This window comes from Shewanella sp. (genome assembly GCF_051658185.1).
GTDB lineage: Bacteria > Pseudomonadota > Gammaproteobacteria > Enterobacterales > Shewanellaceae > Shewanella.
Genome location: NZ_JBOFMC010000154.1, coordinates 1 through 11,994, shown reverse-complemented (window position 1 = coordinate 11,994; position 11,994 = coordinate 1). Strand labels below are relative to the sequence as shown.

At 46.6% G+C, this 11,994-nt stretch carries 13 protein-coding genes; 5 read left to right on the top strand and 8 right to left on the bottom strand.

Annotation, left to right across the window (positions count from 1 at the left end; all coding sequences use genetic code 11):
- Positions 1-309: hypothetical protein (locus ACRCZA_RS06425; protein ID WP_438673630.1), on the top strand; the 309-nt coding region annotated here is incomplete at its 5' end.
- A gap of 179 nt (positions 310-488) precedes the next feature.
- Positions 489-695: a DUF1107 domain-containing protein gene (locus tag ACRCZA_RS06420; RefSeq protein WP_438673629.1), complete on the top strand. Its 207-nt coding sequence runs from the start codon at positions 489-491 to the stop codon at positions 693-695.
- A 323-nt stretch (positions 696-1,018) separates the two neighbouring features.
- Here ACRCZA_RS06420 and ACRCZA_RS06415 read toward each other — a convergent pair whose 3' ends face one another.
- Positions 1,019-2,233 carry a 4Fe-4S binding protein gene (locus tag ACRCZA_RS06415; RefSeq protein ID WP_438673628.1) on the bottom strand — a complete coding sequence of 405 codons (1,215 nt, stop codon included), beginning with the start codon at positions 2,231-2,233 and terminating at the stop codon, positions 1,019-1,021.
- 364 nt (positions 2,234-2,597) lie between these two features.
- Here ACRCZA_RS06415 and ACRCZA_RS06410 point away from each other — a divergent pair, with 364 nt between their 5' ends.
- Positions 2,598-2,906: a DUF1289 domain-containing protein gene (locus tag ACRCZA_RS06410; RefSeq protein WP_438673627.1), complete on the top strand. Its 309-nt coding sequence runs from the start codon at positions 2,598-2,600 to the stop codon at positions 2,904-2,906.
- Between the two features lie 141 nt (positions 2,907-3,047).
- Here the strand turns inward: ACRCZA_RS06410 and ACRCZA_RS06405 are convergent, their stop codons facing one another.
- The 5 genes from ACRCZA_RS06405 to ACRCZA_RS06385 all read right to left on the bottom strand — a co-directional run bounded on the left by ACRCZA_RS06405 (position 3,048) and on the right by ACRCZA_RS06385 (position 6,978).
- Positions 3,048-4,316, bottom strand: coding sequence for an ATP-binding protein (locus tag ACRCZA_RS06405; protein WP_438673626.1), 1,269 nt, complete (start codon positions 4,314-4,316; stop codon positions 3,048-3,050).
- Between the two features lie 47 nt (positions 4,317-4,363).
- On the bottom strand, positions 4,364-5,077 hold the full coding sequence (locus tag ACRCZA_RS06400; RefSeq protein WP_438673625.1) for a response regulator: 714 nt from the start codon (positions 5,075-5,077) through the stop codon (positions 4,364-4,366).
- Positions 5,077-5,469 carry a DUF3019 domain-containing protein gene (locus ACRCZA_RS06395; RefSeq protein WP_438673624.1) on the bottom strand — a complete coding sequence of 131 codons (393 nt, stop codon included), beginning with the start codon at positions 5,467-5,469 and terminating at the stop codon, positions 5,077-5,079. Before ACRCZA_RS06395 ends, ACRCZA_RS06400 begins: the two co-directional genes overlap by 1 nt.
- 26 nt (positions 5,470-5,495) lie before the next feature.
- A complete protein-coding gene (locus ACRCZA_RS06390; protein WP_438673623.1) occupies positions 5,496-6,359 on the bottom strand; it encodes a MipA/OmpV family protein in 864 nt (287 codons plus the stop codon).
- Positions 6,360-6,741: 382 nt separating this feature from the next.
- Positions 6,742-6,978, bottom strand: coding sequence for a hypothetical protein (locus ACRCZA_RS06385; protein ID WP_438673622.1), 237 nt, complete (start codon positions 6,976-6,978; stop codon positions 6,742-6,744).
- Between the two features lie 976 nt (positions 6,979-7,954).
- Between ACRCZA_RS06385 and ACRCZA_RS06380 the strand changes: the two genes are divergently transcribed.
- Entirely contained in the window at positions 7,955-8,518 is a 564-nt protein-coding gene (locus ACRCZA_RS06380) for an acetate uptake transporter (protein ID WP_438673621.1), read from the top strand.
- A 136-nt stretch (positions 8,519-8,654) separates the two neighbouring features.
- Here ACRCZA_RS06380 and ACRCZA_RS06375 read toward each other — a convergent pair whose 3' ends face one another.
- Positions 8,655-9,125, bottom strand: a complete 471-nt coding sequence (locus ACRCZA_RS06375) for a YcxB family protein (RefSeq protein WP_438673631.1) — start codon at positions 9,123-9,125, stop codon at positions 8,655-8,657.
- Positions 9,126-9,551: 426 nt separating this feature from the next.
- On the opposite strand from ACRCZA_RS06375, the gene ACRCZA_RS06370 reads away from it, so the two are divergent.
- Positions 9,552-10,274, top strand: a complete 723-nt coding sequence (locus tag ACRCZA_RS06370; RefSeq protein ID WP_438673620.1) for a pseudouridine synthase — start codon at positions 9,552-9,554, stop codon at positions 10,272-10,274.
- Positions 10,275-10,554: 280 nt separating this feature from the next.
- On the opposite strand, the gene hmpA is transcribed toward ACRCZA_RS06370, so the two are convergent.
- A complete protein-coding gene (gene hmpA, locus ACRCZA_RS06365) occupies positions 10,555-11,748 on the bottom strand; it encodes an NO-inducible flavohemoprotein (RefSeq protein WP_438673619.1) in 1,194 nt (397 codons plus the stop codon).
- Positions 11,749-11,994 lie beyond the last annotated feature (246 nt).

Genomic DNA, 11,994 nt, shown 5'->3' with positions numbered 1-11,994 from the left:
TGCGGCTCCTTTTTTTATGTCATGTTTTTTATAGATAAATCGGTGAACAAGGTTCGTTTTAGCCGCGGAATGAGCCAAAATTGCGGTAAAAAAAAAACCGTACTGCCAGATATGGCGAGTACGGAGCTGAGTCATAGACTCATTTTTACCCTGAGTAACACTGTTAATGTAGCTAAGCGTCATAAAAATGACAAGTGTCATTTTTATGACGCCTTTGATTTCATCAAGCGATTGCTTGTTTTCATTAAAAGACTGCTTGTTGCTCGCTTAATCAGCACGCCCTTGTTATCAACACCAGCAACCCTATAGTCATTAATATCGCTTTCACTAAGATCGGCCGATGTAGCGTTGAAGATGCTGCAGCATAGAGTCGTGTGCGGTTTTAGCTAAAAAATCTGGAAGAAATATCGATAAGATGAAACTTTCAGGGCAAAAGTTCTGTCAAACAGATGTAATCGATAACAATAACAATACAGGTAGGTGGTTATATGAGAGTTTTTCCCGTCTATGCTCCTAAGCTGATTGCTAAACATGCACGTATCTTTCTTACCGGCGTGATTTGGGTTAAAGATCTTGGTTTGTTGGAATTTAAAAAAGGCCGCTTTCTCTTGCCCAGAAAAAGCGTGCCAAAGGTTAAACAGGCGATCCTTGAGCTAAATGAATTACTTGAAGCCCAGCAACCCAAAACGGTTTAGCCTAGGTTTAGCTAGCCTGTGACGAATAATCAGTTAAGGCTAGCGTAGCAACGCCAACTCCCGCAGATACTCATCGTTAACCTCATCATCGTTAACCTCGCCATTGTTAAACTGTTCATGTGCATCAGGGGGGGCATCGGGTGCTGAAGCACTTGCGTTAAAATACTGGGCTGATGTTAAGCCTCTGCGATCCGCTTTTACTTGAGTTGCGGTGTGAGTTGCTGTGTCGCGATGCTCGGTATGCCTTGCCGGTCTTTTGGGCTGACATTCGCCGCCAGCCCGGTAGGTTGCGGTGCTATGGGCTGTTGGCGAATAGAGGGGGATCAGTGGCCAATCCGCTCAATGATGGGGATCAGTTCCATACGGATGTGATCAGGTGTTTGGCTATGCCAAAATCCGTTTAAATAAGCGAGCAGTGGCAAGGCAAATAATACCAATAGTATTAAGGCTAATAATCCTTTATGGCTGACACGTTGGCCCGATTTGAGAGCAAAGCCGAGCGCAGGTGATTTTGGACAGGCCGCAACGCAGCGCATGCAGGCTTGGCATTCATCACTGCGCACGGTGGTTTGGGTGTGTACTACGATATTCGCGGGGCAGGCGCGGGTACACTTATCGCATTTCATCCCCTTGGCTTCGATAAGGCAGTGCTGGGGATTGCGGCGGATCTTTAATGGGCTGGCAAAACTTAATACTCCTAGCAGGGCCCCATAGGGGCACAAATAGCGGCAAAATCCCTGGCGGCGCCATGCGGCTAAGGCAAGAATGGCGCCAAAGCAGATTAAGGTAATGATCCCCGGGGTCACAAAAAATAGTGCCATTTTGACATCGGCGATTTTGTGATAATTCCCTTGAAGATAATAGGGGATCGCCTGGGTAGGCATGCCGATGACGATATAGCAAAGTGCAAGTAATAACAGATACTTGAGCATGCGAAGTGGCCAATCTAACCAAGCTGGGGGGGCCAATTCGGCGCTAATCACGCGCTTTCTTAGGGCATAGAGATATTCGCCGGCTAAGCCCAAAGGGCAGGTCCAGCCGCAAAATGCCCGTTTGCAGATTAAACCTGTTAACAATACCGCCGCCAGCATGACGGCAGCAGCAGGGTGGGTTTGATCCCACAGATTCAGGCTAATAATGGCTTTTAATTCAATTCCCCCTGCTATAGGTAAGAAGGCATCCACGACGTCTGGGCGGGTTAACCAAGGTGTAATGCCTTGTTTGAGAAGCAGGGTATTGATGGTGTATTGGATAGCAACTAAGAAGAGTGATAGGGCTAAAATATGTTGGCTGGTTTGGCGCAACGTATTGATCTTTATCTCTCCTTTTAGGGAAGCAGGGGCAAATTTATGCAGGATGGCGGCAAAGGTTAACGCCAGGATAAACCCTAGGGCCAGTGGCCAGTAGAGGCTGGTGGCTACTGCGCTGGCGGTAAGCAGTATTGTCGCTAAGGCGCCCCACTTTTTACCGCTCCAGTAGTTCAAGGAGGCAAGATACACTAGCGCTAACATTAACGTGAGGGATTCAATAACACTCATATTCAGACTGCAAATGGAGGACAACTAAGCCGTTTGAGTCCGTCTGTGTGCAGAAGTTTATGAGCCGACCACGAAATTGTGCTCAAGATCGTACATTGAAGGTGTTGAACCATAAAATTACGGCACAGATCACAAAGCCTCTATCGGTTGTGGCAACCAGAGGTTGCAAGAACATGGCGAATTTTGCGCTGCGAGTCTAGATGATGGAGTTGATCTAGACCTTGTCTGCAAGTATTTTTGCTTGGAATGGTTAACCTAGGTGTAACCTTGTGGTAATTTTCAGGTAACTCACGGCGCAACGCAGTACGTTAATCATTTCACATTAATCGCGGCATGTTAATCATGGTAGAGAAGCTCTAAGATTATGGAGCAATTAGCTTTTTTTGAAATACCGAGTCCTTGCATTGGTGTCTGTCAAACCGATGATCGCGGCTATTGTCAGGGATGCTTACGTAGCCGTGATGAGCGTTTTCATTGGCTATCGTTAACGAATGCGCAGAAATACGATGTGATCCGTTTATGCAACCAGCGCCGGCGTCGGCGGCAATTGGCGGCGCTGAAGGTGATGCAGTCGCACCTAGAGCAAGAGCGAGCGGCCCTCAATCCTGAGCTGAATTTTGACTTAATAGAGGAGTCCGATAAGGTCGATTTGGATGGGTTTGAACTGGATTAAGCCTAGAGTCGGTGTTCGGCGTCAACGAATTCGGCAGTGCCGAGGAGCCTTTTAAGGGCTTCCATGTCAGTGAGAGTGGCGCTAATAGCATCCTCAACACGCCCCCAAAATAAGCGTCATGTTGACTGATTGGGTGATGACTCAGCTTTTGGTTTTTTGAGGCCAGCTCAAGGTAAAACAGGTTTGCGTAGGATGACTGCTCACGTGAACGCTGCCTTGGTGACGCTGCATAATACGTTTGATAATCGCGAGCCCTAAGCCGTGGCCGTTATTGCCATTTTGCTCCGTTTGGCTGCGATAAAAAGGTTCAAACACCTTGGGCAAGTCGGCCTCTGAGATTGATTCGCCATCATTACTCACGCTTAAGCTTATCTGCTGCGAGTTGTGACTGACCTTGACCCGGATCGCTTGGCGTGCAAAACGTTGGGCATTCGTCAGGAGGTTTTGTAGTGCCCGTTCAATCAAATTGGGCTCACCCACTAAGGATAATGCCTTAATATCAGATTCAAACAGAATGGGAGTTGAGCAAAGGGGACCAAGGCGTTTAATGGTTTGTTTCACCAGCTGAATTAAATCGTACTCTTCAAGTGGTGTGCCTTCCCGGGGGGATTCTAAACTGGCGTAGGTTAGCAATTCTTGCAACAGATTTTCTATCTCATTGATATCCTGTTGCATCTCATCGAGAAAGTTCTGGCGTTTGTGCTCATCTGAATCCGCTTGGCAATACTGGGGGAGCAGTGCGAGGGCAAACTTAAGCCTTGCCAGTGGAGTGCGGATCTCATGGGATACCGCATTGGAAAGGTGTTTCTGGTTTTCTATCAACGCACTAATATGGCGCGCCATTTCATTGAACGTATTGGCTAAGGGCTTCACCTGAGAACGATTTGAGAGTGTGATACGGGTGTCCCATTTGGCCTCGCCAAACTCTTTGGTTGCTTGGCGTAATATGCTTAAATCCCGAGACAAGGGGCCGACCCAAATAAGTGCAACTAAGGCCAGAGACAAATAAAAGAATAAAGTGAATAGGTTGCGTAAGTGTTCCCGCGGATCGGTATCGAGGGGGCCTACCATGAGTACTTGTTCACCCACCCTAATAAATTGAAACTGTTCGTCATCATTGGTACGGGTGGTGACTAAGTGATGAGGGCTCAGCTGCTGATTTTGCCCAAGTGCGATTTGATCGGCGCTCAGTAAGGTAAGTGGCAGTAACGGAGTACTCGGGAGGGCGGTTAAATACTGCTGACGAGTTTCAGCCGGCAGCTGGGCAAGTAGTTGGGCCAGTGCAACCAGTGGCGCGTCTAGTGCATTGTTATCCTCAACATTTTTTTGCCAAAGGCTGTCGAGGGTCCAGCCAATACCAAGAAAGCTTAGGCTGAGTAACAAATATAAGCTGATAAAGAGGCGTTTCACGGTATTGGCTTCATTGTTCCTGGCGGCTTAGGTGTTTGCCGATTGATTTAGTTATTCCAAGCCTCTGGCGCAAACAAATAGCCCTGTCCCCAGACCGTTTTTATTCTAAACGGGGTTTCGATATTATCATTGAGCTTTTTGCGAAGCCGGGATATCCGCACATCAATCTTGCGATCCTTTCCATCAAAATCAATATTAAGCAGTAATTGATAGATATACTGACGGCTCAGGACTTGCCCGGCTTGGGAGGCTAATAACCACAATAATTCAAATTCATGGCTCGTTAAATCGATTGCTTTATCATCGAGTCGAATCGCATGGGTGTGGGGATCAATGCTCAGTTTGCCAAAGGTTAAACAGTGGGATTCTGATTGGGCGGGTTGATTTTGGCGCCGCAGTAAGTTGTTAATCCGGGCCACTAATAGCGCCGGGTCGACGGGTTTTACCACGTAATCATCGGCGCCGAGCTCAAGGCCTTTGATCTGATCCTCACTGGAGCCTAAGGCGCTCATTAATAGAATAGGGCCGGCAAAATAGTCGGGTAATTTTTCACACAGCGTCAGGCCATCCATGCCGGGTAGCATAATATCAAGCAGGATAATATCGGGTTTATAGTTAATTAAACGAGTCAACACGGTATCGCCGCGTCGCTCAACTTCGACATGCATACCGTGGGATTTTAAGTAGTCGACAATTAAATTTGCCAGACGAACATCGTCTTCAACCAATAATACTCTGTGGGAGGATTGTGGGCTCGTCATTAGAATAAACTCCAAGGATTACGGTAACGTCTGCGCACTTGTGGCGTCGAAGTTGAGGTGATTTTTAGTTTGGCCCCAGCTAATGTTTGATTGCTCTCTTTATTCACCAGCACAAAATGAATGTCAGTCGAAGTGCTGACATTGAGGCTGACGCTATTTTGCGCAAGCGAATCATTACACCATTTAGGATAGGCACTATTATCGGAGATGATACAAATTAATTCGTTATGAGGTTGCTGCCACTGTAATTCTACTCGAAGTTCACAGGCTTCATTATCCTCGCTCGTAATGCATATTTCAGGGGTGAGCTTAAGGCTCGCGACCTCATTAGCCTGCACATAGACAGTGCAACAGCTAATCAGGGCGAACGTCAGCGCCAATAGATAACACAATCTAACAACCAAGGGGATCACAAATATTAAAACCTATAGGCTGCGCCAATAAAATAGGTACTGCTAACGTCCTTGTCCAGCAATGGACTAGCGGTAATTTCATCGGCAATAAGAGTGTAGCGAACTGCCAATAGCAGATCCCAAGTATTGGTCAGTTCGTAGCGAGCCGTCATTTCAGCACCTTTATCCCAACCAGAATGCGCTTGATATTGTTGACTCCAATAAGCACTTTCTTCTGGGCGGATCCCATAGTAATAATGCACAACGTTTTGGCTTTTCCAATCAAACACGAACGCGAGATCGATTATCCAGCGGTTAAGTTGCCAACCATAACTCCATTTTATTTGTGCTTCAGAACCATGATGTACATTAAACATATCGTGGGTATATGCCAATCGTAATATGCCTAATGGTGAGTAAATAAAGGCTTCTGCGCCACCAAGGAGGGTAAAGTTACGTGAACCTAAGTCATTAATGTGCATATCCGGCTCTGCAGGCGCATTAGGTAATCGACCAAAGCCCGTTCTCGAGGGGGAGTTGCGCTCTAAAAAGATATTCGAGGGATCCCAGCGATAAAAATAGGCCCTATCTAAGCTATAACTGGTGACTAAATTGAGGCTGAAATGTGCTTGCTCTGTCAGGCTGTAGCCTAAATTGCCATTATCAAAAAACCAGTTTTCACCATAATAGGCAATCGTCGGAATTAAAAATACCGGAATATCGCCAACATCTTTTAAAGGATTGGTTTTTTGCCCCCAACCTATGGCAACACCGACATCCCAATTGCCTACTTCGATACAGTCATGTTTCGTTGAGCATGACTCATCTAGCTGCGCCGTTGCAGGCAAGCTAAGGGATGCGGCTAATAACAGACCTAAAATGCGATACATAATTTAATGTTTGTTGCCAAAATGGTGATGACTTAAGTGAGATTAGCATTTTACGCTAAATAGGGCAGAGGTTTCATCTATATGGATGCAAAATGATACAGCTTGCCGCTCAATCGGCGCCGTGGCGAACGTCTTTGCGGTGGTATGGTCAATTCTTTGTAGTGGTGGGGCGATTAATTCGGCGGTTTGTTGTGAATCAGCCTATGCCTTTAATGAAGGGAAAGGCTAAAAAACGCAGAATTGGCACTTATTAATGAGATATTGGCCCGACATCAGTGCTGCCAATTGCAATACAAAGCCACTTATAAAAGTCACTCATATAAGCGGATAAAATCCGCTTATAGAATCATCTAATTTATCGCAGCAAATATAAGAGTGGTAATTAGTTGAGCGAGTTGACGGGACGATAGCCTAATTCCGTTAATTGATCATTAACGCAGTCGAGTACATATTGTTGCAATTCCCCATTGTCGACTTGATCTTCAACTGCCATCTGTTGGCAAACCTCTATCAGCTGGGCAAGATCGGCGGCGGGAGCGGGTGGGAGCGTCGATTCATCGGCAATACAGGCAAATGCTAAGCATGCCGATAATGTGATAACAGTGGGTAACGTTTTCATTTTATTTCCTTTAGTTATTAAATTGTTCACAAAAGCCTCAGAGCTATGCCCTTGAATCTGTTGCGGCAATGGCAGCAATTTATCATCGCTATTATTTTTTTGATATAAAAAATTGTCGGTTGTGTTAAGGCGCTTGACTGACGAGTTCGGCCATAATACTCACCACGGGGAAGTGATGATTTTGCTAATATTTTTATGGTGTTACCAAAAGTGGAGCCTAGGCAATTTTCTTGAACTGATTCAAGTTACAACTTCAGGGTCGAGTATCGGCTCCGGCCTTCTCGCTTTATCATTGCATCCAATCAGTTTGTGCCATCCCCGCTCCCGCGATTAATGTTATTTATCATAACGTGCCCTGTAGCGTCGCTGGCGGCGAACGCAGCATGACGATGTTTTTGCGGACGTACATGAGCGTAAAATGAACAATTTATCCAAAGTATCGATGAGCTCACTCTTATCGCCAAAATGCGATGCAGTTGGCTGTTTTGCCTGTTTTTTACCTCGGGAATAAGAGCGTTATTGTCTAGGGATTTGGATGAAATTTGAGCTTGAGCATAAAAGCGGCTCAAACTGCGAGTTACAGGCGGTTTTAGGATTAATTTTAGTAGCTTGCTGAATCTAAAAGAATAATTTTATGCATAACCCGCACGATATGACTTGCTTGCAAATGCTTGGCTTTATTTTATTGATTTAATTGAATTTTATTTGTATTTCCTCGCAATGTAGTTACAACAGGTGTGTTTTGCTCTTTTCGTTGCTATTCACTGTGACCTTCCCTAGTATGCGCAGCCCGCTTAAGCGGTAGGGCGGTAGTCTCGCTTGGCGTTTGTTTCGCGTTAGCGGCAATCTGACCAGTAGGCATTGGCAGCTGGCCTTGCGGATGACGGTAAGCCTCTTTTGGCGGATGCCTTGGAGCCGAGGTGTTTAACACCTGCAAACGGGCTGATATTCAAATTGATAATTTTTAGGAGTGATTGTGTCGAATAAACTGGCTAACCCCGCGCCATTAGGCTTAATGGGTTTTGGTATGACAACCATTTTGTTAAATATCCATAATGCGGGCTATTTCCCGATTGATTCCATGATATTGGCAATGGGGATCTTTTATGGTGGTTTAGGTCAAGTGATTGTCGGCATTATGTGTTTTATGCGTGGTGATACCTTTGGTACGACGGCGTTTACTTCCTATGGCTTATTTTGGTTAACCTTAGTGGGCTTGATTTTAATGCCAAATACAGGCGTTGCAGCGAGCCCGGCTCATTTTATGGGCTGGTATTTGACCCTTTGGGGGATTTTTACCGCATTTATGTTTGTGGGATCGTTACGTTACCCAAGAGCGAAGCAGTTTGTGTTTGGTTCTTTAACGCTATTATTTTTCCTGCTGGCAGCGCGAGATTTTACTGGCAGCGCTTTAATTGGCACCATTGCTGGATTTGAAGGCATGATTTGTGGTGCAAGCGCAATTTATTTTGCGATGGCTCAGGTGCTGAATCACGAATATGGCCGCACCATTTTACCGATTGGTGAGCTAAAAAAATAATGCTGCACATGCCTGCTGGTGTAATCAACGTCAACTGACGAATACAAGCCATCTGCTGGCATAAAACGCGATACCCACAAAAAAGGCTGATGTAAATCAGCCTTTTTTGTGGGTGATGATCGCGTCAGAGTTGTGCTTATTGTTTGGCTTTAATATAGGCGAGGGTGGCGCTGTCTAAACAAGCGGCTGAGACGTAGCTCGTCCCCGCCTTATGGATGATCAAAAAACCTTTCGCGGTTGCCGTAATGCGGTACATGTCCGTCCACAGGATTTGGCTGTTAACATACAGCGATTGGGTGCGGATCCCTTGCTCATCAATGGTTAGGGTGACTTCATTATTGGCTGCCTTACTCATCATTTGTCGCAGTAACCACCAGGCTTTGTGGTATTTCACATTCAGCGCGTCAATGATGCCTAGGCCGATAAAAAAATAGGCAAGATACAGCGTGATATCAGTAAAAATGAGTGCAATCCCCACCATGTTAAAACCAATGGCTTTATAGTAGGGTTTTAATGTGGTGTCGGGGGTGACGGATTGGTCATAGCACTCTGCAAAATGGGCTTTATCTAAAATATAGGTGGTTGAATAGGAATATGGGCTTGGCATAATGTCGTTTAAATGGGGAAACTCATGCTTGCCAGTGTAGCGAGTTAGCGCCTTAAAGTAACTGATATTCAGGCCATGCCTGAGACTGTGATTCATTTTAAAACAATTTATTCTAACGCTGCGGTTATGCTGGCCTGCCAGTGTGCTGATGCTGTTGTTGACGAGTCCTTTTAAAGGCGTCGGCGAGGCGGTGACATCAATAACGCCAAGAGCGCGCGATCGTGCCTTAATCACGATGCAGGAGTGGAATCGGCCTGTCTTGCGATCGCCGCCGCGTTGTCATCATGACCAGGTTATCGCATCTGCCACTTTCTCGTTTATCGCCGCGTTGTCGGCGCATCGAGTGTTTGGCATCTCATCCTTGGTTAGCAATGGTGTTTTTCGGGGAGGATTTTCCGGTAATGTGTGTTCATTCTGTGGGGTGTTATGCAATCTAAACGTGGTCGGCTGGATAGATTTTTGTGCTCTGAGCTGCAGATCCCTCGTAAATCGGTGCGAGAATTATTACTGGCCGGGCGCGTGCGGGTTGATGGTGCGATTGCCAAGGATCTTGATCTGCAGATTGACGAATTTGCCCGGGTGCAATTCGATGAGCAATTATTACAGAGCAATACGCCAAGCTATTTGATGTTGCATAAACCTGTTGGCGTGGTGAGCGCAACCCAAGATGCTGAGCATCAAACCGCGTTGGACTTACTCGATGCCAAGCAGCGCAATGGGTTACATATTGCTGGGCGGCTGGATTTAAATTCCTCAGGTTTATTGTTACTGACCAATGACAGCCGTTGGTCACAGGCGCTGATGTCGCCGACAAATAAGGTGGATAAGCTCTACCGGGTGACGCTGGCCAATCCGTTAACTGCCGACTATGTCACGGCGTTTGCCCAAGGCATGTATTTTGGGTTTGAAGATATTATGACTCAGCCAGCGAAGTTGGTGATTGTGTCTGAGCATGTAGCCGAAGTGACCTTAAAAGAAGGTAAGTATCATCAAATCAAACGGATGTTTGGGCGTTTTCGTAACCCTGTGCTGGGGTTGCATCGGGTATCGATTGGGCAGATTGTGCTGGATGACGCCTTAACTCCTGGGCAGAGTCGGGCGTTAACCCCTCAAGAGGTGGCTTGCATTGCGTTACCTGCGCGAGTTTAGCAACACGCTTGAGCGTGCAGCTTGAGTTTACGCGCTGCTGCCATGTGCTCTGGTTATCTTGCTAGCGAAAGAGGGCGATTGATAAGCCGCGGACATAAGGCCATCTCGCCTTATGTCCGCGATGCGGTGGTTTGCGCTAAGCGGCAGTCTTGACCTAAGCTACTGTCTATCTTCACTTAAGTTAAGATTGTTCTTCGCATAAGTCTCAAGTTCACTCAAGCTTCAAGTTCACTCAAGCCTCACCTTTGGTTTCGGCTCCCACTCCCGCCCTGCGCTGAGGTTATAGCTCGGCGTGAGGGCCGAACATTTCATAATGCATCTTGTCCGCTGTCACACCTAGCTCGAGTAATTGCTGTTTAATGGCGGACATGAAGCCGATAGGCCCACAAAAATAATAGTGAGCGCTAGGTGCGAGGCTGTCGGCAATCGCCTTTAAGCTCATTTGACCTTCAAAATCATAATCTTCACCTAGTTTATCGCTGGTATTTGGCGTGCGATACCACACATAGCTCGTGAGATTGGCGTGTAGCTGACATTGGGTTTGCACTGCGGTTTTAAAGCCGTGTACCGCGCCGTGCTCACAGGCATGCAGCCAAGTGATGTTACTGGGGTGCTTTTGCTTTAGTAGTTGATTTAGCATGCTTTGCATGGGCGTTTGGCCAACGCCTGCCGAAATCAAAACCACAGGGGTTGCTTCGCTCACTTGCAGGGTAAAATCTCCCGCGGGCGGGATCACCGCAATCTCATCGCCTACCTGTAAAACATCGTGCAGTAAATTAGACACTTGGCCGCCTTCTTCTCGTTTAACGCTGATGCGGTAGTGGGTGCCATTAGGCGCGTCGGAGAGTGAATATTGGCGGATTTCCTCATGGGCCAAATCAGGGTGCTTGAGTTTTACACTGAGGTACTGGCCGGGGATAAAGTCTTTCACCGCCTTGCCGTCCGCCGGGGTCAATACCAAGGAGGTAATGACACTCGACTCTACCGTTTTGGCGCTAATGGTAAAGCGGCGCTCACCTAACCAGCCGCCGGCTTGTTCAGCTTGGCTTTGATAGATTTGTTGTTCGCGCGCAATAAAAATATTGGCTAAAAAGCCATAGGCTTGTTCCCAAGCGGTGAGTACTTCTTCGGTTACGGCATCGCCGCCTAATTCTTGCAAGGTGGCGAGTAAATGGCCGCCAACAATGGCGTATTGCTCGGGTTTGATCAAAAAGCCGGTGTGTTTTTGTGCGATGCGCTCGACCGCAGCGCCCAGTGCAGCAAGGTTATCGATATGGTGAGCATAGGCCGCAATGGCGTTGAAAAGGGCCGCTGGCTGACCACCAGAATGCTGGTGAGCTAGGTTGAAAACATCTTTTAATTCAGGATTATGCTTGAACATGCGTTGATAAAAATGCGTGGTAAGCGCAGGTCCTGCTGACTCGAGTAACGGAATAGTGCTTTTAATCACTTGGATGGTACGGCTATCCAACATAGAAAATCCTTAACATGCAAAGAGAATGATTGTTTAAAGCGAGTTTAAAGGCGTATTTGATTTAGATCAATACAAACATCTGATATTCGTGCTAGGTAGCGTGATTTTTAACCAGTTGGTGTGATATTTCGTCGTTGCAGGTAGTTTTTTAGGCTACTTGTTAGCTGTTAGCTGTTAGCTGTTAGCTGTTAGCTGTTAGCTGTTAGCTGTTAGCTGTTAGCTGTTAGCTGTTAGCTGTTAGCTGTT